23 protein-coding genes and 1 pseudogene are annotated in these 26,460 nt (G+C 43.2%); 5 read left to right on the forward strand and 19 right to left on the reverse strand.

Features of this window, described 5'->3' with window-relative positions:
* Positions 1 to 549 (reverse strand): GNAT family N-acetyltransferase, encoded by a 549-nt coding sequence (locus BM124_RS15205; protein WP_093338788.1) that lies wholly within the window; start codon positions 547 to 549, stop codon positions 1 to 3.
* Between the two features lie 128 nt (positions 550 to 677).
* Between BM124_RS15205 and BM124_RS15210 the strand changes: the two genes are divergently transcribed.
* Entirely contained in the window at positions 678 to 1,055 is a 378-nt protein-coding gene (locus tag BM124_RS15210) for a hypothetical protein (protein ID WP_244504362.1), read from the forward strand.
* A 147-nt stretch (positions 1,056 to 1,202) separates the two neighbouring features.
* Here the strand turns inward: BM124_RS15210 and BM124_RS15215 are convergent, their stop codons facing one another.
* Both BM124_RS15215 and BM124_RS15220 read right to left on the reverse strand, forming a co-directional pair.
* On the reverse strand, positions 1,203 to 3,017 hold the full coding sequence (locus tag BM124_RS15215; protein WP_170841165.1) for an S-layer homology domain-containing protein: 1,815 nt from the start codon (positions 3,015 to 3,017) through the stop codon (positions 1,203 to 1,205).
* Positions 3,018 to 3,149: 132 nt separating this feature from the next.
* Positions 3,150 to 4,214: an NAD(P)H-dependent flavin oxidoreductase gene (locus BM124_RS15220; protein WP_093338792.1), complete on the reverse strand. Its 1,065-nt coding sequence runs from the start codon at positions 4,212 to 4,214 to the stop codon at positions 3,150 to 3,152.
* A 120-nt stretch (positions 4,215 to 4,334) separates the two neighbouring features.
* On the opposite strand from BM124_RS15220, the gene BM124_RS15225 reads away from it, so the two are divergent.
* Together BM124_RS15225 and cypC are read left to right on the forward strand one after the other, a co-directional pair.
* Entirely contained in the window at positions 4,335 to 5,174 is an 840-nt protein-coding gene (locus tag BM124_RS15225) for a LysR family transcriptional regulator (RefSeq protein ID WP_093338794.1), read from the forward strand.
* Positions 5,175 to 5,265: 91 nt separating this feature from the next.
* A complete protein-coding gene (cypC, locus tag BM124_RS15230) occupies positions 5,266 to 6,519 on the forward strand; it encodes a CYP152 family fatty-acid peroxygenase CypC (RefSeq protein ID WP_093338795.1) in 1,254 nt (417 codons plus the stop codon).
* 121 nt (positions 6,520 to 6,640) lie between these two features.
* On the opposite strand, the gene BM124_RS15235 is transcribed toward cypC, so the two are convergent.
* Positions 6,641 to 7,204 (reverse strand): hypothetical protein, encoded by a 564-nt coding sequence (locus BM124_RS15235; protein ID WP_342028642.1) that lies wholly within the window; start codon positions 7,202 to 7,204, stop codon positions 6,641 to 6,643.
* An 89-nt stretch (positions 7,205 to 7,293) separates the two neighbouring features.
* Positions 7,294 to 7,968 (reverse strand): annotated as a pseudogene (locus BM124_RS15240) (O-methyltransferase).
* Positions 7,969 to 8,166: 198 nt separating this feature from the next.
* Between BM124_RS15240 and BM124_RS15245 the strand changes: the two are divergent.
* Positions 8,167 to 8,358: a hypothetical protein gene (locus BM124_RS15245; RefSeq protein ID WP_093338797.1), complete on the forward strand. Its 192-nt coding sequence runs from the start codon at positions 8,167 to 8,169 to the stop codon at positions 8,356 to 8,358.
* Positions 8,359 to 8,520: 162 nt separating this feature from the next.
* On the opposite strand, the gene BM124_RS15250 is transcribed toward BM124_RS15245, so the two are convergent.
* The 14 genes from BM124_RS15250 to BM124_RS15315 all read right to left on the reverse strand — a co-directional run bounded on the left by BM124_RS15250 (position 8,521) and on the right by BM124_RS15315 (position 24,775).
* Positions 8,521 to 11,421, reverse strand: a complete 2,901-nt coding sequence (locus BM124_RS15250; RefSeq protein WP_093338799.1) for a type 2 lanthipeptide synthetase LanM family protein — start codon at positions 11,419 to 11,421, stop codon at positions 8,521 to 8,523.
* Positions 11,422 to 11,571: 150 nt separating this feature from the next.
* Positions 11,572 to 11,751 carry a class II lanthipeptide, LchA2/BrtA2 family gene (locus BM124_RS15255; RefSeq protein WP_093338800.1) on the reverse strand — a complete coding sequence of 60 codons (180 nt, stop codon included), beginning with the start codon at positions 11,749 to 11,751 and terminating at the stop codon, positions 11,572 to 11,574.
* Positions 11,752 to 11,780: 29 nt separating this feature from the next.
* Entirely contained in the window at positions 11,781 to 13,919 is a 2,139-nt protein-coding gene (locus tag BM124_RS15260; RefSeq protein ID WP_244504361.1) for a peptidase domain-containing ABC transporter, read from the reverse strand.
* Positions 13,909 to 17,160 (reverse strand): type 2 lanthipeptide synthetase LanM family protein, encoded by a 3,252-nt coding sequence (locus tag BM124_RS15265; protein ID WP_093338802.1) that lies wholly within the window; start codon positions 17,158 to 17,160, stop codon positions 13,909 to 13,911. The genes BM124_RS15260 and BM124_RS15265 overlap by 11 nt, the downstream gene beginning before the upstream one ends.
* 22 nt (positions 17,161 to 17,182) lie before the next feature.
* On the reverse strand, positions 17,183 to 17,365 hold the full coding sequence (locus BM124_RS15270) for a plantaricin C family lantibiotic (RefSeq protein ID WP_093338803.1): 183 nt from the start codon (positions 17,363 to 17,365) through the stop codon (positions 17,183 to 17,185).
* 326 nt (positions 17,366 to 17,691) lie between these two features.
* Entirely contained in the window at positions 17,692 to 18,351 is a 660-nt protein-coding gene (locus BM124_RS15275) for a response regulator transcription factor (protein WP_170841167.1), read from the reverse strand.
* Positions 18,352 to 18,470: 119 nt separating this feature from the next.
* Complete coding sequence (locus BM124_RS15280; protein ID WP_093338807.1) at positions 18,471 to 18,650, reverse strand: hypothetical protein; 180 nt, start codon at positions 18,648 to 18,650, stop codon at positions 18,471 to 18,473.
* A gap of 38 nt (positions 18,651 to 18,688) precedes the next feature.
* The gene (locus BM124_RS15285; protein ID WP_093338808.1) at positions 18,689 to 19,420 is read right to left on the reverse strand and encodes an ABC transporter permease; all 732 of its coding nucleotides are present in this window, start codon (positions 19,418 to 19,420) and stop codon (positions 18,689 to 18,691) included.
* The gene (locus BM124_RS15290; protein ID WP_093338810.1) at positions 19,398 to 20,324 is read right to left on the reverse strand and encodes an ABC transporter ATP-binding protein; all 927 of its coding nucleotides are present in this window, start codon (positions 20,322 to 20,324) and stop codon (positions 19,398 to 19,400) included. The genes BM124_RS15285 and BM124_RS15290 overlap by 23 nt, the downstream gene beginning before the upstream one ends.
* A 135-nt stretch (positions 20,325 to 20,459) precedes the next feature.
* Positions 20,460 to 21,797 (reverse strand): HAMP domain-containing sensor histidine kinase, encoded by a 1,338-nt coding sequence (locus BM124_RS15295; protein ID WP_093338811.1) that lies wholly within the window; start codon positions 21,795 to 21,797, stop codon positions 20,460 to 20,462.
* Positions 21,794 to 22,468 carry a response regulator transcription factor gene (locus BM124_RS15300; RefSeq protein ID WP_093338813.1) on the reverse strand — a complete coding sequence of 225 codons (675 nt, stop codon included), beginning with the start codon at positions 22,466 to 22,468 and terminating at the stop codon, positions 21,794 to 21,796. Before BM124_RS15300 ends, BM124_RS15295 begins: the two co-directional genes overlap by 4 nt.
* A 107-nt stretch (positions 22,469 to 22,575) precedes the next feature.
* Complete coding sequence (locus tag BM124_RS15305) at positions 22,576 to 23,415, reverse strand: alpha/beta hydrolase family protein (protein WP_093338814.1); 840 nt, start codon at positions 23,413 to 23,415, stop codon at positions 22,576 to 22,578.
* Positions 23,416 to 23,570: 155 nt separating this feature from the next.
* Positions 23,571 to 23,855, reverse strand: a complete 285-nt coding sequence (locus tag BM124_RS15310; protein WP_093338816.1) for a hypothetical protein — start codon at positions 23,853 to 23,855, stop codon at positions 23,571 to 23,573.
* A 53-nt stretch (positions 23,856 to 23,908) separates the two neighbouring features.
* Entirely contained in the window at positions 23,909 to 24,775 is an 867-nt protein-coding gene (locus tag BM124_RS15315) for a DUF6398 domain-containing protein (RefSeq protein WP_093338817.1), read from the reverse strand.
* 618 nt (positions 24,776 to 25,393) lie between these two features.
* Between BM124_RS15315 and BM124_RS15320 the strand changes: the two genes are divergently transcribed.
* Entirely contained in the window at positions 25,394 to 26,254 is an 861-nt protein-coding gene (locus BM124_RS15320) for an RNA polymerase sigma-70 factor (RefSeq protein ID WP_093338819.1), read from the forward strand.
* Positions 26,255 to 26,460: the final 206 nt, after the last annotated feature.

Genomic DNA, 26,460 nt, shown 5'->3' on the forward strand with positions numbered 1-26,460 from the left:
TTATTCCCCTCTTTTCCATTCTTCCTGCAGCATGCTGTAGACAATGACGTCGAGGTAAGAACCGTTTACCCGTTCTGCTCCCCGGAGGCGTCCTTCCTCCTGAAACCCAAGACGTCCGGGAACAGCGCGGCTTTTCTCATTAGCTAGGGCTGCTTTGATTTCAACCCGGTGCAGATCCAGCTCATCGAACGCATGCGCCAGTAATGCCCGGCAGGATGTCGTGACCAGGCCGCGTTTTTCAAAAGGCGGAGCAATCCAGTAACCAATGCTTGCCGCCCGGTTAACCTCATCGATATAATGAAAACCAATAACCCCGGCCAACTCACCATGATGCCAAATCCCTGCCTGCCAGCCGTTTCCGTCCGCAAACTGCTGCATCACCGACCCGATAAAGGCTTTTGTGTCGACAGGTGTTGTCGTATGTTCCACCCAGGGCAGCCATTTTTTCAACTCTTCAGCATATTTCCGAGTCAGAGAAAACAATGCCTCGGTATCGTTCCTATCGAGCATTTTCAACGTGGTGCTTTCATTCACCTGGTATAAAAACATTCACCCATTCCTCCTCCATTTTTTTCACGATCATATCACAGCGCACTGGTTTCTTACACCGCCTCCGGTATATATGTTACATTGAATAAACACAGGACGTGGAAGGTTGTGACGAACTAGTGAATGATATGGCAAGAGAAATGATTGTACGTGAAGTCGTTGGTGAAATATATGATGCGTTCCCGAATCTTCTGGAGGACCTCGAAGAGCATGAAAGTGAGCAGGAACTGGAGCGGCTGCAGCAGGAAAATGCGTATCATCTCGATAACCTCGAAACAACATATGAGATGGATAATATTGAATTCTTCCTGAACTACACCGAGTGGCTTGATAATGTCCTCACCAGCCGCAACGTGGACCGCTACATGATTATCGATAATTTTGAACGGCTCCAACGCCTCATCCCGGGCAATGTGGAAGAGGAAGAAGAAGGAGCTTACGTGATGTATCTGGAGTCTGCCATCGACCTGCTGAAAGAACGCCAGGATCAGGAAAACGCGACATAATCCGTTGTCATATAAACATTCGGCAGAAAGTACAGGCAAAAAGCAGCATCGTAAAACGTAAAAAAGACGGAGCAGGGATTTCCTCCTGCTTCGTCTTTTTTGTTTTTCTAATCTTGGAAGGGTTGTTCCACTGTATTCTTGGCTTATTTATTGATTTTCCATCCAGTCCAGGGTGTTGGAAATGAAGACCGAGAATTGGGCGCGGGTTGTTTCATTTCCGGGACGGAAGGTGTCATCCGGGTAGCCGCTTGCCAGTCCGGCGGAAACGACAGCGTGGATGCCGTCATGCGCCCAGTAATCGGACGAAATATCCGTAAAGGATGCATCCGATCCTTGAGCTTCAAAACCGAACGCCCGCTCAAGAACAACAGCCATCTGCGCCCGGGTCAGCGTATCATTCGGGTTAAACTCATCACCGTGCCCCATCATGATACCTTCATCGGCGACGGTGTCGATGTAGGCTTTGCCGTAATAATCCGAGCTGATGTCGTCAAAGCCGGCATCCGGACGGTTTTCTGTCGAAAGATCCAAAGCTCCTGTGATGATTTTCGCTGCCTGTACCCGTTTGATCGGCTCATTCGGGCGGAACGTTCCATCCATATAGCCTTTGATAATATTTTCATTTGTCAGATGGCTGATTTCATTCACAGCCCAGAAGTCCGCGTTAATATCGGAATACATGTCTACCGCACTTGGATTCATCGGATCCTGAGGCTTTTCCGGTTCTTCTGATCCATCATTTTCTTCTTCCTGCGCGAACATGTCCGGCATCTGGGTCACAATCGCACCGGAGAGGGCTGTGCCGATCGTGGACATGCGCTTGCCGCCTTCATCAAAGGAGTTGTACGCCATTTCATAGTCTTCCATCACATACGACTCAACAACGTCGATGACATCCTGCTCATGGGCATTCAGCACTGATTCCGCAGTATCTGCCGAAAGATTGCCTTCTGTTGCTGTTTCCAGAAACATTCCCAGTTCCTGCGGGAAGTCCATCAGAAGACTATCTTTTACTTCTTCCTTTTGCATGTCATCGTTATTTTCGATGGCATTGCCAAGACCGGATGTATCTTCGTACTGGCTGGAGAAGATCTCTTCAAACTGAGCCGCTCCTTCTTCCCCGTAAATGGATTCAACAGCTGTCACCATTTCACCGGCATTGGCTTCAAGCTGTTCCCTTGCCGCTTCGGTACCATCTGCATTCTGAGATTCCTGCACCGCCGTCAGCACCTGGTAGTCAAAATGAAGGCCAAGCAGCTGATTGAAGGAAGCTCTAAGGTCGGCGGCCGGTGTCATGGCTTCCGTATGATTAAACATTTCCGGCATCTGCGTTACAATACCGCTTGATAAGGCACCACCGATCGTGTACATGTGTTTATATCCTTCATCGTAAGCGGCATAGGCTTCTTCATAATCCCCGTTAACGAAATGTTTTGCAACATTGATAACATCCTGTTCATGAGCACGCAGCGCTTTTTCGGCTTTGTCAGCAGGAAGATTGCCTCCGGTCGCCGTGCCAAGAAATCCACCAAGTTCAGATGGAAAGTCATTCAGCAGTTGATCTTTCACTTCTTCTCTTTCATCCATGTTTCCATTGCGGAGCGCCATGCCCAGTTCCGAACTGTCTTCGTACTGAAAAGAAAAGATGTCTGCAAACTGGGAAGCTCCCTCTTCTCCGTAAATGGATTCCATCGCGGTTGTAATCTGCTGTGCGTTTTCTTCGAGTTTCTCTCTCACCATTTCCGCATCGTCGGCCTGCTGGTACACTTTCACCGCGGTCAGCACCTGATATTCAAAGTGCGAAGCCAGCAGACGGCTGAGATCCGCTCTCAAGTCCGCAGCCGAGGTAGATACCGTTGGTTCCATGTTATCTTTCGACTCACTGTTGTCCGCTGCCATCGCCGCCGACGGTACCAGCATGGACGCAGCCAGCGATACCGTAAGTATTCGTTTCCCTTTCATCATCAAACACTCCTTTTTGATTTGTTATACAGGGAAACGAAAAACATCCGCCTTTGGATCACTTTACCGCAGATTTTTTTATAAAAATTTTTCACCCGCGTGCTTCGTCCTGTCACAGAAGGATTTTCCTCATCAAAAAAGCTGCACCTGTTCTTCCACCTGGGTAGCGATACAAGACATGATCGAAGCTGCCGGCACACGGCGTCCAAGCGTTGGAGCCTGACCGGACCAAAGCGACATCCACTCCGGCTGCCCAGCTGCCGCTGCCTGTGCACGAATTGCTTTGGTTAGTTGATGTTGAAAAGGATACGGTAAAAACATGTCCCGGCCGTTCTCCATCTCTCTGCTGAAAGAGTTAGCTACACCTCTCGCAGGCTTTCCGCTGAACGCTTTTGTTATCACCATATCTTCTTCGCTGCTGTTTAGAATGGCTTCTTTATGAAGTGGGTGTGCTCCACTTTCTTCACTTGTCACAAAAGCCGTACCCATTTGAACGCCCGAAGCTCCGAGAACGAGTGCCGCCAGTACACCCCGCCCGTCCATGATGCCTCCTGAAGCAATGACGGGAATACGGATATGATCGACAACCTGGGGAACGAGGGCCATCGTCCCAACAGGATCCTGCCCGGAAGACGTGAAACCGCCGCGGTGACCGCCGGCTTCACTTCCCTGCACGACAACCATATCCATACCTCTTTCTTCGTTTAACCCGGCTTCCTCTACCGTCGTTGCCGTTCCTATAAGTGTCGTTTTATTCTTTTTCAGCTCCCGTACCGTATCAGGGCCAGGGAGGCCGAACGTAAAGCTGCATACCAGTACCTTTTCCTGAAGCACCGTCTCAAGCTGTTTTTCATACAGCGCTGAAGTAGAGGAGACGGGCTGCTGTGCATCAATGCCCAACGCTTCGCGGTACGGCTGCAGCAGCCGGTTGGCCTGTTCCACCTCGTTCTCTGTCACCTCAGGGCTTTCCGGCACAAAAACATTGACTCCGAATAATGAAACATTTTCTTTTATTGTTTTAATTGCCTGCTTCATCTGCCCCGCCTCCATGTAACCTGCACCAAGCATCCCAAGACCGCCGCTTTGCGTAACCGCTGTGACCAGTTCCGGAGTGGTGACTCCACCTGCCATTCCTGCCTGAATGACCGGGTAGGGCAGATTCCATTCACGGGTCAATGCTGTATCGTTCCACACCATGACTCCCCCTCCTTCTCTACAGCACAGTATACGAAGCGTAAAACATCACGTAAAATAATAATATATAATACTTACCATCACTATTTGTGATTTTTATAACATATCGACAGGAGGCAGGAGATGAATACAGAAGACTTTCATATTTTTAAGCAGGCCGCCGCGTGGCAGAATATCACAAAAACAGCACAGCACCTGAATAGAACCCAATCCAATGTAACTGCCCGTATCCAGCACCTGGAGCATCATTTTCAAACACAACTGTTTTATCGTCATAAACAGGGAGTCACTCTCACTCCTTCCGGAAAAATTCTGCTTCCCTATGCAGAACGTGTACTTCATCATATCCAAGATGCAGAGACCGCTTTATCCGATGCATACCAACCAAAAGGAATGCTGGCCATTGGTTCGATGGAAACGACTGCGGCCACCCGCCTGCCCGAACTTTTGTCTTCTTTCCATTCCGATTATCCAGAAATCGAACTTTCCTTAAAAACAGGGTCCACAAAACAGTTAACAGAAGCGGTGCTTCACCGGGAAATAGAAGGAGCCTTCATAGGCGGAGAATGGGGCCGCCCAAAACTGGATGGGATAGAAGTATTTCGGGAAGACCTTATTGTTGTAGGGAAAGAGCTGAACACAGAAACGCTCGAACATCCACATGTTATTGTTTTTCAATCGGGATGCTTTTACAGAGAAACATTTGAAAAGTGGCTCCGTGAAGAAGGTATCGTGCCCACAGGTATGATGGAGTTAAACACGCTCGACGGCATTCTGGGTTGTGTAAAGGCCGGTCTCGGCATTACCTTATTAACAAAAAGCGCCGTCCGGCGGGCGGAAGGTCTGGACGATCTGCAGCAGATGGAACTGCCGTTTCCGTATTCTCCCGTTCCCACTTATTTCATTTATCATAACGAAGCTGTGGTCACTCCTGCCTTTCGTTCCTTTCTGGAGTATCTTTGATAATCTTATTTTTTGCCGCCGGGAAAGATTAAATATATGGAAGTTGTGGAACTCTCTATAAGGAATACGGACAAAAGAAGGGGTTGGAATAGTGCGCAGGCAGATACCGGCAGAAAAAGGGCTTGATCATACACTTGATTTGTTGTCGCAAGGATTTCACTTTATACCAAATCGGCGCGAACGATTTCAGTCGAACATATTTCAGACCCGGCTGATGGGAAAAAAGGCCATCTGCCTGAGCGGCAAAGAAGCGGCCCGTGTTTTTTACGACAATCGTTTTTTTAAAAGACAAGGGGCTTCTCCAAACAGGGTTAAAAAGACTTTATTCGGACAAAATGGCGTTCAGGGCATGGACGGGGAGGACCATAAGCACCGGAAACGGATGTTTCTGTCGCTGATGACTCCCGACCGGCTTCAGGAACTTCAGATCATTACCCAGAGGTTGTGGAAACAGAAAGCAAAAGAATGGGAAAACGCAGACCATGTCGTGCTGTTGAAGGAAGCAGAAGAGATCATGTGCCGCGCAGCCTGTGAGTGGGCAGGTGTTCCGCTGCTCGAAGATGAAGTGAAACAGCACACAACCGAATTCAGCCGTATGATTGATGCGTTCGGAGGCACAGGCTCCCGCTACAAGAAGGGGAAGAAAGCCCGGCAGCATTCAGAGAAATGGATCCAGCAGGTCATCAAACAGGTGCGCTCCGGTGAACGGCAGCCACCACCTTATACGGCAGCCTATATTATCGCGATGCACACAGAACGGAATGGAAGAAAAATGGATACCGCCACTGCCGCGGTCGAACTGATCAATGTGCTGCGGCCGATTGTGGCCATTGGGCGTTTTATTATGTTCGGGGCGCTGGCTCTTCATGAATATCCGGCCGTCGAAGAAACACTGCGCACAACGGACAATGAAAAGTACACCCGGATGTTTGTCCAGGAGCTTCGGCGTTATTACCCATTCGCCCCGTTTATCGGCGCCGTCGTGCGCAAAGATTTTCTCTGGAATGAATACCGGTTGAAAAAAGGGACGCTTGTAATCATGGATATTTATGGAACAAATCACCATCCGGAGCTCTGGAAAGAGCCTGAAGTGTTTCGACCGGAACGGTTCCGGGACTGGGAAGGGCATCCATTTTCATTTATCCCGCAGGGCGGCGGTGATCATTATACCGGACACCGCTGTGCAGGAGAATGGATTACCATCATGCTCATGAAAACAAGCATAGAGTTTTTAACCGGACACATGACGTATCAGGTGCCCGCGCAGGACCTGTGTTATGACATGGCGCGGATGCCGACGCTTCTGAACAGCGGCTTTATCATCGAAAATGTCAAGGCTCGTTAATCAACGTTATCTTTGGTAACCATCAGCACTGCGTCTCTCCTTTTGGTTCATGTAAACCAAAGAGGGGAGATGCCATGGCTGACTATTCTGTAACATGCGGGATATAATGAGAGACATAAATTCAGCGGGCCTTTGCTTTTATATATTTTTCTTCTTCCACTCTCCTTGCATTTTTCTTATCGGTGACACTGATATATATGGTAACAATAATACAAGCTAACAGTGTAGAATGAAAAAGCACATGGAGAGTGTTCGGCACAATTCCGTGAATAACAGGTAAAAAAGAATGGGTATCACCAAACATATTATTGTACCTCTCTATTCTTTGTTCTGCCCCGTATCCTGAAAAATATGGAATCCACCAATCTATTAAAGCCCCGCTGAAAATAAAGCTTTGGTGAATAATTAACCATAACTTTACCAAGAGAGGGTAATGTTTTCCGATGAAAAACAATGCCATTCCCATTAATAACAGCACTTGCCCCGCGCCAAACAACGTAACAGTAATTAGTTCTCCTCTGGAACGATCCGCAGAAATGGCCTGAACGTCATTTAATGCCCCTAAGGGCACCAAGTCTTGTGTTATCATAAATAAAAATATAAAACTTAACCCGCCAATTAATAGCTTTTCCGATTTACGTACGTTTCTTTTCATTATATCCCTCACAGCAGCTGCCTGCTTCACAAAAATAGGGGGGCTCAAATCATACCTTTGACCTATCAGATACCTACTATGCCTAATAACCGCTTTGTCATCGATAACGTCAACGTTCTTTAATCACGAATGTCTTCGGTAACGACCATGACGGCCATACCGTCATGCCCTTTTTCTCCGACAGTCTGGAAAGCGGTCGCGTTCACCCGCGGTTCCTCAGCGGCCTTTTCGAAAAAACGGCGGATGCCTGTATTTCCGGCACTTTCCCGCTTCGCATCCGCCACCTCGCCGCGGCGGACGACGTTATCGCAGACAATCACCGTGCCTTTTTGGGATAAATGGAGCGCCCATTCGAAATACGACGGCGTGTTCTCCTTATCCGCATCGATGAAAATAAAATCAAACGTGTCGTTCTCAAGCTCCGGCAGCGTATCCAGTGCCGGCCCCTCCCTCAGTTCAATCAGGTGATCCAACCCGGCTCGTTGAAAATGGGCGCGGGCGGTGGCAGCATGATGGGCATCCGCCTCCAGAGTAACCAGTCTCCCGTCCGCCGGGAGCGCACGAGCCATCCATAACGTGCTGTAGCCGCCCAACGTGCCTATTTCGAGGATGTTTTCCGCTCTGCACATCTGGGCATAGAGCTACAGTAATTTTCCCTGGTTCGGGGCGACTTCAATGGAAGGAAGCCCCTCCTCTGTGCTTTTCCGGCGGACCGTTTCCATTTCTGCATCTCTAATGTCGAGCGCTTCCGTCAGATAGCGGTCAATCGTTTTCCATTCTTCCCGTGATGACATGGTACACGTGCCCCTTCCTGTTGATAACATAAAAACACCCTGTATTTCTTCGATCAGCCGGCTGCAATCTCCTTCTACCTGGTATAGCAAAAATGAACGGACCGGCACGTCAAATTTACAAAATATGATTAATTTACCAATGATCTTATGGAATGTATAATGGTAAAAGATTCTATATTAAGAAAATGGAGGGTTTAAATGAAAGGGAAACATGTTTACCTTTTCTTTTATTGGTTCATCCTCATGTGCGGGGCGGCTTCCTACTATTACGCTTTTATTGAATACGGTTTTATGGTTACCGTCATGGTAACGTTCGTTAGTGGTCTGAGCGCTGTGCTCATTGCCAATGCAATACATAATCGTTTTTTAATGTCCCGGGTGTATTTATGATTTTGAGTCCACTTCTTTTTGTGGGGATAACAGTCTTAATAGAAATCATTTGATAACAACATGCATGTCGCAGAACGATCCCGGGATTGCCGGATACCCGACCCCAACCGGCGGAGGTGTTGCAATTCCCCCCCCCCCCCGTCATTACTTATCAGCATGGAATCAGTCTAATAGTAAAACAGACGGCAGACTTGTGTCGGGGTTTTTCCATCTCAAAAGCGTGTATAACTGTCCTGTTCTGCCTAGCATCAAGCCAAGACCCGAAAAATCCTTCTCCACCCCGTTATTCCAGCCGGAATCCTCCATTTCGCTTACGTATTTACTCATCCATGCATCGATGGTTTGATCTATTTCCTGTTTTCTACTTTTCAGAAAAGGCGCGTTTCTGATTTCAAGTAAAATATCCAAATTACCGAGAAGACCGTGGCATAAAGAATTTCCCTGCTTGTGATCGGCCCCGTTCTGTATCGTCGTTGTTAACGCATCATCGATATGATTTACCTGACACGCCGAACCCATGTTTTGCTGGATAAGGACTCTTCCCAGTAAAATACCTGCCGCCCCGTGACACCAAAAGGGGTGGGAATAGGCCGTGTAGTCTTTTCGATTGTCTATCCAATCATCTCTCTCTTCATTAAATAGTATATCTTCATAACGCAGGGCCCGGTTTATCACATCAGATACCTGCTCTTTTGTTTTTATCGAAGAGACTGCGGCGTATTCCGACAAAGCAAAACAAATACCGGTCAGCCCATGAGAAAATCCCGCCAGCACGTTATTGTTAAAGGCTTGCTTATCTGCCCAGTACATTGTGTCTTCCTGCACGGAAGCTCTGGCTGTCAATGATTGAAAAACAAGGTCTGCAGCCTTTTTGGCAGAGATAATTTTGTGTTTTTTATAAAGTAAAGACAACACTTTTAGTACGCCTGCTGCGCCCCCAATGAAATCGAAGGAGGATATATCTTCATAATGAGCAATCACCTTTCCACAGAAATCCTCATATATTTTAAATGCTTGTTTTTCATTTATCATCTTCCACTCTCTTAACTTTTCCGTGAAATATACGTAAGAAGCCACACCGTAATATGCTGAAAAATGGCTGCTTAGGAGACTGTTGTCCAACAAATGTTTTATGGAGCGAAACGTATCCTCCCCTATAGTTTTAAAATCTTCACCTTCTTCATGAGCAAAAGCGGCTAAATACAGAGTAATCCCGGAAAGGCCGTCGTATAACCCATAACTTAAGGGACCGGCTGTCATTTGACCGCCGGGGCTGACCGCCAGCGAAAGCCACTGAATGTGGTCATTGTACTTTAGTTGTTTATTTATAATATCCCTGGTTTCTGTTTCAATAAAATTTTGGATAGAATTTATTTGTATGGGCCATTTATAAAAATTACTTCCGGATTCGGTTTGTTGCTTTTTCCCATTATTGGCCCGTGAAGCTGCGAGGGAAATATTAATTAATTCCATTTGGTACATTAAATCTTCATCAGACAGATGTCTCATTCGATATTGGACTTCATGATTTGGACTGTCCTGCAGCAATTCACAGGGAATCAAAGTGTCTTTGCTGCTGTAAAGCATACGATGGCGAAAAGAAGCATAAAAGTAGGGAATGTCCCCTCCATATAAATCTTCTATTTCATATGGCACAATTTCCTGAAAGGTGCGAATGGAGGCATAGGAGGTATCAAAAAAAGATAATATCCGCTCTCTTTCTTCCGAACGCCCCAGATACTTCGGATGCAGCAATGCCTGCAGAAAGCTCGCGTAAATATAGGTCGGGCGTACAATAATTCTTACCGGAAAATCCGGGAACGCCCTGATAATAGCTATGACCATATCTGCATGAGCCTGGAAGAACCGATAGACATGCTCAAACCCTTCCATAAACTCTTTTTCAAAGCCGAAAACTTCCATTACCCGTCCGTTGCAAATTGGAAGATTCATGCTTCGATCCATCTCAACGGTTACTTTTTTTATGCATATATGATCTGTACCGGGATATAACACTTGTTCTTCATCATAGGCTTGATTTTCCATTTTGGAAAGCCCGCTTAAATTTTTTGAACCTGTCTCTTCGGGATGCGATATATTATCCAGTAAAAGTGACTTATAAACCGTCTGACTTAGAAAATCAAAAAGCTGGAGCGGCTGATCCTCACGTGCACCCCCTCTGAAATCCAACGTTGGTTGAAATAATGTTTCTAAATCAAGCAAAATTGGCTTGGCTTCCTGAGCGATAATATTTTCATAATGAAAGTCCGTACCTTTAAACATATACACAAATCCCAGATGCATACCAAGCTCTTTATAAAATATCCCGGCATCCTCTTCGCGGGAGCAGGGGGAGAAACGTATAAACTCCTGCCAGCCATAATCCCCTTTATCCAGCGTTTTCGTTGTTTTCAAATCCTGTTTATTCTGCTCGTTAAAACACGCAATTACCTTTTCGTATAAACAATCGGCTTTTAACGACCTTGGTTTGTAGACAATCTTATCGTTTTCACATTCCAACACAGCGACGCTGCTTCCATTCCTGTGGGTATCTCCCGCATCAATCGTCAACCTCCGCAATTTACCCGCTTTTTTTCCCAGCATGTTTTCAATTTGAGAATAGTCATCTTGAAATCGTTTTATGATTAGCGTACAATGATGAAGAAAATTCTTCTCAATGGATTTCATCATTCGCAGTAATACAGGATACTTATCCAGCATATTCCATATGTAATCGGATCTTTTTAACTTTTTACAAAATGCCTTATAATGTTTTGACTCATCCGTAGAATCTACCGTATCAAAGGTTTGATGAAATTCGAATATCAGGACTTTTCGTGTGATCTCCATGATTTTTCTTTTATAATTCTCTGCTAAAGAAAGGGATACCGCTTCTTTCTGAACCATGGTATCCGATACCTTATTTAATTCATCGTCTAAACTTTTTTCAAACCAGGACATGATATGAGCATAAAAAGGGGCAAATAGTTCTTCTTTTTCCTCTTGTGAAGAGACGCTTCTTTGGAGAACGTTAGGATCGTTTGTTTCATTCATGACCTCCATTGTATTTTCTCCTTTCGTACCATTACTTTTAAGCTTTTCAGCAGGTATTGAAAAAACAATACCCCCCCTGAACGTCTACCAGGATCATCCAGGGGGTTATTGTCACCCATTGTACTGGGCTGTCCCCTTTAGACAGCTCTTATAAGTACATTAGTCATTGCAGGGCTTTACGACAGAAGCGCATTTTGTTGTCGGGCAGCCCCAAGCAGAAATGGGAATGGTAACCGTTGTCGTTGGATGGCTGGCAGGCTGTTGATCACTATCTGCTGCGCCGGCCAGGTCCTTTAATTCCTGCTCTGTGATTTCTTCTACTCCATTGTACTTTTTCATCTTTCTCACCTCCTTTCAGGGAATTCAGTTCAACTGGTTGATTCCAACTCTTCGGTGTCATTTGTTTTCCATTGTTTTAACCTGCCTCCATCTAATTCATAGATCGACTCAAATTCCTGAATTACATCCGTGCGATGTGTAATGGAAATGATGGTAATCTCTTTATCATAAAGATGTTCCAGTATTCTTTTTTCTGTCTCTTTATCAAGATTGCTGGTTCCTTCATCTATTAGAAGAATCTGCGGATGTTTCGCCAACACGCGTGCGATGGCAATTCGCTGTCTTTGACCTCCGGAAAGACTGATCCCATTTTCCCCTATAAGCGTGTGATATCCCATGGGAAGGGTCAGGATAAAGTCATGAATACAGGCGTCTTTTGCTGCCTGAACAGCATCTTCATCCGACACAGCCTCCGTAAAATATTTAATATTATTCAAGATTGTGTCATTAAACAAATGAACGTCCTGTACAATGTATCCTATCTTTTCTCTTAGTTGAATCATATTGATGTCTTCTACGTGGTGCGGCCCAAAATGAATGGAACCTTTCGTAGGTTGATAGAGTCCGGAGATCAGTTTAAACAAGGTAGATTTGCCGCTCCCCGTTTTTCCAATGAAAGATACTTTTTCCCCGGGGTTTATGTCGAAGTTAATATCAGTTAACACTTCTTCTCCATTGTCATAGCTGAAAAAGACGTGGTTCAGGGTGATTTTATCTTTGGAAGGATTAAATACAGCATTACTGTCTGCGTTGTATGGTTCGTCTTCTTCCTCAAGAACCGTTTCAATCCGATCCACCATTTCTTCCACCATTTTGACAGACTCCAGACTGCCGATGATGGAACCAAGCGGTGTCATAAATCTTCCAGCAATGGTAGAGAAAGCGACTACCGCACCAATGGTAAGACCATTTTGCATCCCTATCCAAACACCAACAACTAATACAAATAACGGCAGAGATAAGTTAACAGCGTTGGATACTCCGCCAAGTACCGCTGATGTGTTCATTCTTTTGGAAAAATATCCTATCTGATCGTCAAACAGGTGATTCATTTGGGATTCAATAGACTGGGTGTTACCGACAGTTTTTATAAATGTCATGGACCGCAGCAGTTCCACAAGCTGACTTTGAAATTTAGCCTGACTGTTTACTTCTTGTTTCGTAAACATTTCAATCTTAGGCAGTAAAATAATAGTAAACAGGATTTGCAGCGCAGCTCCCACAAATACCAATACAGACAGTAATGGTGAGTAATAAAGCATCACGATACAAAAGACAATTAACAGGCTGATATCCAAAATAAGGGTGGATGCCAGTCTCGATATGATTTCTCTGATGGCGGCTATATTGTGAATTCTAGTTGCTATATCTCCAGACGTATTGACTTCAAAGAACTTCATCGGAAGTGAAAAAATTTTCTTAATAAATTGATTGGTTAATCCCTTATTAATACGGACCTGCAGTTTAATAATCCAAAACATCCGCAGCAGGGAAAGCCCAAAGAACAACAGAGCTGTAATTCCTGCCAGAGCAGCGAGAACATCTATCTGAATCATGTCCTGCCCATTTCCCATGAAGGTGTCAATAAGATACTGCGTCAAAAATGGGGTTACAGCATTTAATCCCTGAAACACAAAGGAAAGTAAAACAATATACACCAGCATTTTTTTTTCCTGAAACAAATACCTGCCTATTTTCTTTACTAACGAATCCCCTTTAAGTCTTTTCTCCGTTTTACTGGTCCCGGCTTCCTTGGTGATGGAAACAGCAATTCCAGCATAGGATTCGTAAAATTGTTCAAGTGAGATTTTCTTTCTACCCGATGCCGGATCAATAATAGTCGCATGATTTCCTTTGATTTTTTCAAGCAGGACGAAATGATTGTGTTCCCAGTGAACCATTAATGGAAAATTCAGTTGATTGTTTTTCGTTTCTTCCTTAAGATTGGGTACTTTATAGACTTTGCATCCATAACCATATTCTTCGGAAAGATCTCTTAAGTGCTTCAGGCTTGTACCGTCTCTTCCTGTAAAATTACCTTTTTCTTTCAATTTTCGCGGGTCGACCTTGTATCCCTCGTGTCGGCTGATCAACATGGCCAGACAGGCGATCCCACAATCATATTTGTTTTTCTGCATGATTACTGGTGTGTTCTTTTTAAACATCATAATTGTTGCCCCTTTGGGGATCTGATTTACCAAATTTAAGGTTTAAAATGTTGGGAACCCGCTCATCACAGGCAAAGACCAGACCATAGACGATACCTGCCATACCGACCATCAGATTTGGTGCCTGCACGCCTTCTCCGACTCCGCATTTGTACCCCCTTTGTTCGCCGTTTTTCACACTCTCCAACATGAGGTTTTGGGCTGTTTCTACAATACTTGGCTGGTTCGCCTCACGTCCGTACTCTATTAACGTGATCGCATTTCCAACATCCCCGTGACACAAACTGTGTTCTCTTCCGAATCCGTCGATGAAAATATTATTAAATGCTTTTCTTCTATCTATTTCCGCCTGGTGAGCCAAACTTTTCTTATAGGAGCGGGCAAGTCCCATACGACTTAATAGAATTCCCGGTGAGCCATGACACCAGGATGAGACGGAAGCTTCCTCTGTTTCTTTTCTTCTATCCATCCAGTTATTTTGAATCATTTGGTTATTTTCATAATTCAATCCTTTTGTGATGACTCTAAACATTGATTCATCCTGCAAATAATCATTCAGCATGGAAAGAGCATAAATGATCCCGGCATTACCATGAGAAAAACCGGTTAATGGCTGTTCCGCTATACCTATCCAGGAAACCTGTTCCTCGTTAATTTCTACCGTGTGTTCCATTAAATACGTGCCGCATGCAGCTGCGGTTTTTAAAAACACTTCCAGCTTCGTCTCTTTGTAGCAGTTTATTAATACAACGATCGCACCTGCTGCTCCGCCAATAATGTCAAATTCTTTATCTTTATATAGAAGTTCCGGAATTTTATCGGTAAGTTCCAACGCTGATGTTTTATATTTCTCCTCCTGTGTAAATAGATAGAAATTCATAAGCACATAGATAATGGAAGAAATCCCTGTAAATGCTCCAATCGATAATGTATCTTCTTTCCTATCCAGTGTATCCCCTACCTGAAATCGCGAATGAAGGTCTGTTGCGATATCTTCGGCTGTCTCCCTGTACTTCTGCTTTTTCGTGGTAACCCACAAAGACAGATACATGAGGGCCATGCCGGACAAGCCATTGTACAAGGTATCCCCCATTGGTGCTGATCTCCATTGAATCTCATCTACTCCCACCGGAGTCGAATTAATCCAGGAATAATTTTTCCTGCCTTGATGAGTACCCTGAAAAGATTCGGCATAAATGACTTCTGCCAGTTCTTCTGCTTTTTGTACTAAATAGCTACGAGAGACAAACGGAGCAGTATAATTATCTGGATATTTCATTTGAGATTGTTTCAATGTCTTCTCTCTGTCATTGGCGGTGCCAAGCATTGATAATCCAATCAATTTCCGTTGGAAAATCAGATCTTCCTCGCTCAGATTTGTGATTTTCTCCCTGACATGCTGCAAAGGGGAACAACGAAAATAGTCTGATATGCATTTATTTCTGGAAGACCATAAATCGGTGGAATCTATCGGTAATGTGAAGTAAGGAATATCTTCATTGATTAAATCACGGTATTCATGCTTGGCAAGCGGCCTGTAACGTTGATTTTCACTCGCATCCTTCCAAATGTTTGCCAGATATACTTCCCGATCCATCGTGTTATGCAGAAACCTCGGGTGTAAACTTAACTCATGGAATGAAGCATATTTTGCTGTTGCTTTTGGAATAAAACGGACAAAGACTTCTTCCCTTTCCTTAAACTCTTGTATCTTATTAAGAATGTCCCCGGTATTGTCCATCATGACCCTATAGACTTTGGTGAAGCCATTTTCTATTTCATGAAGGTATTCTTTGGAATCTACAAATTCCCCGTTTAATTTCGGATGATTCGGAGAAGATGTTAACGACACATATTCTCTTTCAATTTTCATATTTTCCTGATTAGGATTTTTGATCTGCGGCAGCTTCATAAAGGACTGAACTTCTCCCTTCCGTCCAATACCGCTTATATCCACATCTTTTTCACCAAAAAAGAATGGCAGTAAGCCTAAAGCCTTCACAGAAACATTTAACTTATCTTTCGCTTTGTCGTAAGCATCTGTTTTTATCTCTTGATCATAGGGGATATGAAATAATGATTCTAAATCTATCAGTACTGGATAACTGCCGTTTGCAATAAGATTTTCCGAATGAAAATCCACAGCATTTAAAGCGTACAACAGGGCGATCTGGCCGCCTATTCTGCGGTAAAAGTTTTTAACTTGTTCCTCCACGGAACACTCTTCATAATGAACAAACTCCATCCACCCGTAATTTTTCCTGGAAAGGACCTGGGGATTGTACAAGTGGTACTGTAACTGCCCGATTTTTTCGTTTACAAAGTGGGTGAGTTCCTGATACAGAAGATCTATGGTTAATAAACGGGGTTTATAAATCAACAGATGATTCTCTAAGATAAGTTTAGCAACTTTTTTGCCGTCGCAATGACTGTCGCCCTGCCCCATTTCTATCGTTTCAATCTGCTCTGTTTCCTCTTTATGAAATATATGGCGGGCAATAGCCCATTTATCCTTATCATATCTGGAAAGGACTTCATTAGTTATCTTTTTAAACTTTCTTATTTCATTTGCAATCACTCTTAATAAGGTTGGATACAGTTCGAAAAATTGATTCATATAATCCGCATCATTTAAGAGTTTCTCATTGTAGTAGCGATATTTTTCTTCTTTAGAATTTCCTTGTAATGTTTTCTTTTCTTTATTTACATTTAAATCAAATACCAGTGTTCTATAAGATAGTTTCAATACATTGCGTTGAAATTGGTCAGAAATGTCTTCCAGAAATTTATCTTCATTTTTGATAATATGTCTGCTCTTTTTAAATTTATGGGAATTTATTAAATCTTTTGCAAAATAAGTGCATATTTTTAATCCAAAGGTATGAAACATAATATTGTCAGAAAGATCCGTTTCGATTATTTCCTGTCGGGATAATTGCTCTTTTATGTATTGGTAGAATTTTATTCTATAATTACAATCATGTTCCGTAGTGGCGTAAAGCCGGTATACTTTTTCTAAGGAGTTGATATCTAATACGTTGATTAAGCTTTCCTCAATTAATTTGGTATCCCCTTTATATACAATATCGATGTTGCGGTTAAAGAGTGTGCCTTCTACTTTAGAGTCACCTTGACCTATTTTTTCCCTGCTCTTAAGAATATCGGTAAACAACATCATCAACTCCTTTTTCATAGAAAAGGAAGAAGGGGAAAGAATCCCTTCTCCCCAACAATTTTTCATCTGTTGATTTTTTCTCTAAAGTCTAGCACCAGCAAGTATGTGTCGGGCACATGCCGCATTCCCAGGTAATGGTGCAATAGTCACCGTCATTTCCCTGAGAAATGCCCCGCGGTTCAGCATCTGCACCGCCACTGATAGAACTTAGCGAAATGTCCTCTAATTCTTGTTCTACATCGCCAGCCACCGCATAAAACTTTTCTTCCATTACTACATCCTCCTTTTTTGGTCATTTATCTTGTTCAATTTTATCGTAATATATTATTCAGAATATTTCACCGAAAACTTGCGTGCGTTACAACGAATTTTTTATTTGCAGGATTCCGAAATAATAAAGGACCTTATTTCGATAACATCATTTTTTCTATCTGCCATATATAGGAAGGATTTGTTCGGGGAAAACTATTTCGGAAAGAGTTGCGCTTTAACGCAAAAAAAAATTCCTTAGTATCTTGTGTCGTTTATGAAAACAACACGGATAAAGGAAAATTTCATCTAGCTCATAACAGGACATCAATCCGCCTGTTCGTCTTTTCATATACTGTAGTGGGTAATCAGTGATTTCCTGCTGGCTTCAGCTAAAGCTCCAGATCTCGATTTCACATGTAACTTCTTAAAGATTCCGGTTAACGTATATTCTACGGATCGTTGGCATACTAACATCTTATTTGCAATTTCTCTATTGGTTAAGCCTTCTGATATATACACGATAATTTTCTGCTCCCTTTCAGTTAAGGTAACATCATTAAGTTTACGAGATGAAAGAGGAGGATCGGTTTTTCTATCCATTTTTCTTACCTGACGCAGCAAGCTGGTAGGTAGTACAGTTTCTCCCTGTATCGCACATTCTATAGCAAAACATACATGTCTTGGCGATGCGGTTTTGTTGATAAATCCGCAGACCCCCGCTTCTACAAGGGAATTAAAATAGACATGGATATCATTATCTTCGGCAAAGATTAATATTTTTCTCGCTGCGTCTTCCTCTAAAATCTGCCTGGATAATTCTATTCCATTTACATGAGGCATATGTAAATTCATTAAAATAGCATCATATTCGTGTTGGTATATTCTTCTCTGTACCTCTCTGCTGTCTGTGACGATATCCACTCCCATGGACCTGTTTTTTTCTAAGACTAACTTAATCCCTTCCGCTACAATTTCATGATCGTCCACCAAAAGTAGTTTATTCATACTATTCACCCTTAACGATGGTTTAAAGTAAAACTTAGAAGGTGGAAATAAAAGATGACGGTTCCCAGCCCTTTGGCCGGGAAACACGGCCGGCCTTTTCATCAAGTATCCTCTATCATCTAAACAAATTGAAACGACAGATAAATAGCATATGTCACAACATAAACAAGAAACAGCACTGTTAACCATTTACTAAAACGGCGGATTCCCTGCAGACCGTAGTTCAAAATACTGCCGATAAACAGTACCAGCGCACTGCCCAAAGAAATCATTGCAATAATGAATACAATTTGTTCCATTTTTTCCTCCATTTCCTTTAATGATAAACGATTTGCTGTTAACTCATTCGTGCTTTTTGCGAATACTTATACAGCCCGAACAGCGAAAAGCTGATATAAATGAAGAAGAGAAGTCCTCCCCATAACACAAGTTCCACACCTTCATATCCCATCGCTGCATCATAAAACTGGATCGCTACCCGGTAAATGAACGAAAACGGAAATACGATGGATACATCAGCTCCCAATAAAATAGTCGTAATAAAAATAGAGCCAAGACCTGCCGTGACAACACTTAAAATATTTTTCGTCGCAAATGCCAGCAGAGCCGCAATCGGAATAACCAGCAGTGTTAATACAGTGAATAGAATCGATGGAAGGAATCTGGATAAAACGTCCATAACCCCTGTTTCTGACCTGAAGAGTATCCACAGCGTAAACAAATGAACCAAATGATTGATAAGTGATGTCGCCATCAGCAGCAAAAAGGTTGCGGCCATTTTCGAAAACATTAAACGGAAATTATGAAATGGGTAAGAGATCCAGTTTAACGTCGTACCATTTTGAAACTCTGTATAGAAAAAAAAGCCGGAAAAAATAAATACAAGAGCCGGGAATAAAATGGCGTATTGGTTAAATATAAAGAAATAATAGTTACCAGGATCCATCGCGCCTGTTGCCAGCATTCCTCCGGTGTTAATCAGATAAGGGATAAAGCTGATCACTAATATAACGTATACCATTTTCTGTCGTTTAAGCTTCATGCATTCATTTTTCACTAACAAACTCATTGGGTTCTCCCTCCGACAGCAGTTTTAAATATAAATCTTCCAGAGACAGTTCAAAGACATCGAGTCTTTCTATGGAAACCTGCTCTTTTATCAGAATTTCCTCGATTTCTTCCAGGGAAAGAGGAGAAACAAATTCGACCTGGTCCCCTTCACGCAGCACCATATGAGCTTTCAGCTTTGACATAAAATCCCGGTTCATCTCAAAGGGAGTACGAAGTTTATACAAAAAGTTGTCCGATACATCCATGTTAATCGTTTCGAATATCACTTCCCCGTGATTGATAAAAATTAATTCATCTGCCATTAAATTGATTTCATTCAACAAATGACTGGAAATAACGATCGTTGTATTGTTTTGTATCACTTCTTTAATAAGCATTTCCCTTACTTCCTTGATCCCATGAGGGTCTAATCCATTGGTAGGTTCATCAAGGAGTAACAGCATCGGCTGATGGGAGATCGATCTTGCTATGCCCAGCCGCTGCTTCATCCCGAGTGAAGTATCGGAAAACAATTTATCTTTTTCATTGTAAAGCCCGACTGTTTGCAACAGGGCATCAATACGCCCCGCGGTGAACTGCTGCTGCAGATATCTCAAATGGAGTACTAAATTTTCCGATAGAGTTAAATTATCGTAAAACCCGGGAAACTCAATGATACTGCCGATACCTTTCAGTAGATCATTCCCTGGATGGTTATATAAATTTTCTCCCTGGAAATGGACGGTTCCGGACGTAGGTTGAAATACTCCCAATAACGTTTTTAACAATGTCGTTTTTCCAGCTCCGTTAGGGCCGAGCAGGCCATAGATCTTTCCTTTTTCAAAGGAGAGGTTCACATCTTTTAGAATTTGTCCTTTTTTCATTTCTACATGAACGTTTTCCGTTGTTAACAAAGAGGACATTGGTCTGCACCCGCCTTTCGATTTACTGCCATTGTAGCTGGCGAAGGTTAAATCGAAGTAGGACGTGAGGTTAAATTCATGTTAAAAATGACCGCCGGCTCATGTAAAAAAAACTGACTTCCTAATGAAAGAAAGTCAGTTCTCTTTCGGGAGAATGGTGATTGTAGTACCACTGCTGCCGGTGGATACTCTTTTTTCGAGCTCCATCTGCTCCAGCATCATGTCGACAATAGATAAACCGATGCCGGCGCCGCTTTTCCCGGAGGGGTTGTGCATTCCTTTTCCCCGGTCCTGGATTTCCAGCATCGATGTTTCTTTTTCCATCTTTACGGATACATATTTTCCTTCTGCCGCATGACGCAGGACATTCTGCAGGAGGTTATCCAAAATCCTTCGGAACCATATTTCATCCACATTCCAGTGGATAGGTTCCTGTAACTCTACATCCATCTCAAAGTCCTGCTCTTCAAGGACTGGATACCAGGCGATCAAGGAAGAGCGGACAAGTGCTGCGATATCCTTCCACTGTCTGTTCATCGGCAGTTTTCCCTCACTTAATACTGTGAACGAGGAAAGGTTATCGATCAGGTCTGAAAGAAAAACGATCTTTTCATTGATGACGTGAACTGATTCCGCCATATCTTCCTTTAAGTCATGCTGATTCAGTTTGTGTACATGACCGTTCATGATAGACAGAGGTGTCCGTAAATCATGCGATAAGCTCGAAATGAGACGCTTTCGAATCAGCGCTTCTTGTTTTTCTTTCTCATGGCTTTCGTTTAATTGTTCGACCATTTGGTTAAACGAATGTTCCAACTGCCCTATTTCGTCCTCTTTTTCTATTTTCATTCTGGACGGGATAAGCTGGTTTTCATTGATTTCCATTTTTTCCTGCATTCTTACCAGGCGTTTTCTCGTTCGATTGAAAAACAGCCAGGAAATATAAATAAACAAAAACCAGAAGGACCCTATGGCAATGAACCAAATCGTAGAGTATTGATACTGCCCTACTCCAATGTTCGTTTCTAAATAAGAAGAAGGGATCTGCAAAAACGCATAGCCTCCGGCCTCTGCTCCCTCCAAATAGGCCGAGGTCGTGAAATACTCTCCACCACTTTCCTCCTCCACGTACTGAATCAGGCTGGAGACATCCCACTGCGTGCTCCCATTCTTTGAAGGGTCGTTTGACATCAGTAATTGACCGTTATCCTTTACCCAAAAGATAACAGAATCCGGATACCTATCCATATTCCGTAAGGATGATGTGATGTCCCGCGTTTCCCCTCCTTCCAGAGCATCCATCTCCCGGGCCCACGTTTCCTCTATTTCTTCCGGATCATAGTATTCTTCCGGTGAAAAATCAGCCAGCTGCGTAATGACAAGATAATATAGAAAATTAACACCTAAAAACGAGACGGGAAAGATTAAAACAGCCAACAGAATGATCAGTATGTATTTCGTTGATAACTTCACCGTCTCACCCTGTATCCCAACCCGCGGATCGTTTCAATAATCTCAGGATTTTGTGGATCTTTTTCGAGTTTCTGCCGCAAATAGCGGATATGAACGGTTAACGTTTTATCCCCTTCGATATACGGCTCCTGCCATACATTCGAATAAATCTGTTCTTTCGTTAAAATATGATTGGCGTTTTTAAGGAAAAAGCGAAAGATCTTAAATTGTTTCTCCGTCAGGATGATTTCTCTTCCCGTCTCTGTATTGACAATGTGATTAGCGTTCAGATCAATGCTCAGGTGCCGTAGTGTCAGGGTATCCAATCTGACTTTGTCGTACCGCTTCAACAGAATATCAATCCGCAGCAGCAGTTCCTCCGGATGAAAAGGTTTCGTCAGATAATCATCGGAAAACCCAAGGCCGGTAAGCTTATCTTCAATGGCGGTCCGGGCGGTTAAACAGAGAATCGGAAGACTGCTGTATTGTTCGCGTATCCGCTTCCCTAACGTGAAACCGTCCAGACCCGGAAGCATGATATCCAGCAGTAAAAGGTCCGTTTTATGCAGGTGGTCTTCCAGCTGCTGTCCTGATCGTAACCACGTACATTCATATCCTTTGTCATGAAGATCATGTAGGACTAAATCAGCTATTTCCTTGTCATCTTCCACATATAAAATATGATTTCCCACCAGCGCCTTCCCCCTCGTATCGAAATGCTGTTTATCTTCCTTTTAACAAAAATCCGAAATAATTGGAATAGGTCTCCCGCCATTATTTTAAGAGAGAGAGGCAGGTTTCATCTTAAATAATTATCGAAAACGTCTATCGTTTTCTCCATTGCCTGTTCGAGTTCACGCGGCACATGCTCCATAGGGTGGGCTGCATTGAAGGTATGGGTGCCGCCTTCGATGATAGTGAGGGAATGTTCGGATGCGGCATCGCGCATTTTTTCCGCGCCTTCCTGCAGCCAGCTGCCGTCCGCGTCTCCCTGTATGATATGCAGGGGGGCATGCATCTCGTTTATTCTACTCAGAATGTCGAATCGTTCTCTGTTGGATTCGATATCCTCCAGCAGATTGGCTTTGATCGGCATATCCTGGTTCGTACGTTTATTCGCAATGTACCCGGCACCTTTTTCACGAATGTCCTGTTTCAGTTCCTCCCCGAGAAAATCCACATCCGCTACCCCGTTCCAGGTGACGACTGATTTGACCTCCGGGTGTTCAGAAGCGAAAATAATGCTCGTCGCACCGCCCCGGCTGTGCCCGACAATGCCTGTGCGGTCCGTATCGAACATATCCGAATACGGAAGGTCCCCGTCTTTTGCTGCCTGAAGCAGCGCTTCCAGATCTTTCAGCTCCCGCGTATACGTATTTACCGCGAATTTGTCGAGTTCATCAAAGTCTTCCTTATCCACCCCGTTGCAGGAAAAGTTGAAACGAATCGCGTAATAACCGCTTCCTGCCAGTTCCTCCGCAGTATACGGGAAGAAGTTCCAGTCTTTGTATCCTTTAAATCCGTGGCAGATAATAACGACGGGACGTTTTGTTTGTTCTGCTGGAGCATGGACGTCTCCGCGGACAAACAGATTATTTCCAAGGTCGATCGTAAACGACTGCTGTTCGGTAGGTGTCATCGTTCATCTCCTCCTTTTCTGTATCGTATCATATATTTTTTTCATCCTCTGCCGGTTCTCAAGGAAAAAAAGAAGGTACGACGGGTAATCGAAGAAAAGTACGGATCCAGTCTTTCGCTTGAGGATAAGAGTAATGATAGTAAAAAACCTTCTAATTAAAAGGGCAGGTTATCATCCATTCTAGTTGTCTTTTGTTCCTTTTTTGTTTTCGGTTCATCTCCTTTATCCGGATTTGATTTGACTTTCCCAAACTTTTCTTCATATAAATCACGAACCCATACTTTCACCGGCGCTTTCCATGACTGGGAAGGAGAAGGTATATTTTTCACTAAGCTCTTTGGTGTCATACCGAGTTCTTTTGCCATGTGAATGTCAGCCTGGGTCAAGCGGCAGCGTTTTTTTGCTTCAGACCAATCGATATTTTTCTTATTCTTCCCCAATTATTTTCCTCTCCTCTACACCATAGATGACCATTATTTGCATAATAAATGGTTTAGGAATAAACCCAGAGCCACTCACTATATAATTCAATGAATTTGCTGTTCTCATTATTTTTATCCACGATGATATCTGCTAAGGGAAGTATCGTTTTTTTCATTCCGTCTCTGCATTCTACTAAAATACCGTAAGATTCATCCACTTTCATCTTTTGGTCCAATTCAACACAGGTGACCTCGGTTCCTGCCAGCTGCAAGGGGCCCACTTCTTCTTCATACACCGCCGGAAAAGGAAAACTCATATGCTGGAATAGGTAGTTATAGAATAGCTGCTGTCTTTCATACGTTACGCCGAGCATCTCAATCAGATCATTTTTCATATACAACTTTTCTATGTTCAGTTCTTTTCCGGCTATTATTTGAGCTGCTACGACCTCCATTTCATCTATCATAACAGGTTCATCCTGCTCCTCTTCCTTGACCGGATCCCGGGGTGCAAAAAAATCATTTATCATCGTCCACGTGTCAAATGGATTATTATCTTGTATAGATGCCGTGGCGAATTCATTGTCAAAATAACTCATTTTAAACATGTCTCTGATATTTTTTGATTTCTGCCCGGTGGTACTTTGCTTTGTGTTAAAAAACGTGTTAATATCATCCACTGTAGCATAAGGCTGGCTCTGCTTATCAAATAAAAAGTTGATCGTTCCCAAGGCATGTATAACAGCTGCTGCCCAAATTTCAATTTTACCTGCCACAAAAGGAACTTCCCTCTTTCTTGCCATCTTATTTATCAATTTTTCAATGATTTCATCATACTCTTCATTCAAATATGCTTGACTGAAATCTTTCGTTAACCGCATCAATTCCGTTTTCTTTTCCTTTACTCTTTCCTTTACTCTTTCCTTATATTCAGCCATAATATCCTCCCTTACTCCTCATTGTGTTTTTAGTATCCATCTGTGCCGCCCCCGCCGTTAGTGGTGATATACTCTATTATCTCTCTAATAGCTATTATAAAATACAATCCTCATATTTTGGGATTTTCTGATCTTCATTTCAATCTTTCTCCAGATTCATCCTGCAGCTTGCGATCGGAACAGTGATACCAGCTGAAATGTTTCTATTTTCTTCTCCCAGTTACGTTTAGCCAGTTCGCAAGTACGATAAACGTCGTTATGACACGTTCTAAGTTGCGTTTGACTGAGGAAGCAGCCGGCCAAACTGTCCTATGAACCATTCATACTTACGTTTACGGTATTTTTTCTCCCCCATTTGGCCGTATGGGACGAAAAAGCACAAAGCAGCTAACTATACTTTGCACTTTTTTGTCATAGAGTATATAACAAAACCGCCGTCATCAGCGGATCATTCCACTTCTTTTCTTTTTTATGTAACGTATCCTCCACTGTCTGTTCCAATTAAATATTTCCTTTTTCATAGATATCTCAGATCATTATTTCCTCCATCAATCTGATATCATTATAATATATTAAGTCTTTCTGTGATTTCGAATATAATAGGAGGAACCATTCCATATGGAGACGTTTGAAACATGGTATAAAATGTATCAGCCATATGTTTTCGCCATTGCCTACCGGATGCTGGGATCAATTACCGAGGCGGAGGATATCATTCAGGATATATTTATGGATCTTCATGAGCGGGATACGAGCTGCGTACATAATATGAAGGCTTATCTAGCAAAAATGACGACAAACCGGTGCCTGAACCTTTTACATTCAGCGCAAAAACGGCGGGAAATTTACCCGGGCCCTTGGCTGCCTGAACCTCACATCACACAGAGAGAACAACCTTTGGATAAAATGCTGCAGGAAGAGTCCGTTTCCTATGCCTTTCTCGTGCTGCTGGAACGACTTTCTCCTGTAGAACGAGCGGTATTCGTTCTTCGGGAAGCGTTCCGGTTTCATTACAGCGAAACAGCAGATATTTTACATAGAACCGAAAATAACTGCCGGAAATTATACAGCCGTGCCAAACAAAAAATACCCGACGAACCGGTATTTCCGGAGCAATCCAATCATACAGCCCGCCTTACAAATACTTTCCTGCATGCAGCGGAAACTGGGGACTTTGAAGCATTTATTAACCTGCTCACTGATGATGTTGTTTTTTATTCCGATGGCGGCGGCAATGTCAAGGCAGCCACCAAACCCGTTTTCTTCAAAAAACGTGTACGTGCTTTACTGCAGGGAATAGCAGCAAAAGGAAGCTTCAGCGGAAACCTGTACCCCATCCTTATTAACGGACAGACAGGTATCCTGCAGATACAAGAGGGGAGTCCTGTCAAGGTTATCTGCTTCAGGTGGGATAGAGAGCAGAAAAATATACAGAACCTGTACTTCATCTCTAATCCCGATAAACTGCCGGCGCTGTAGGAGAAACCGGGTTTGGGGAATCCTCCGGGGAGGATTTTTTCAGGTTTCTGCCCCAACAGCTTATGGGACGTTATCACCTTTTTTTCCTGCCTGCGTTTACGGTGTGCTTCCCACTAGTCTTGCAAATAGCTAACATATAATAACTATAATGAGAAATAATACTTTATTCTCGTGTTGAGTTTTCTTTAGTTCGTAGAAAGGGGATA

The sequence above is a fragment of the Salibacterium halotolerans genome (genome assembly GCF_900115625.1).
In the GTDB taxonomy this organism is placed as follows: domain Bacteria; phylum Bacillota; class Bacilli; order Bacillales; family Marinococcaceae; genus Salibacterium; species Salibacterium halotolerans.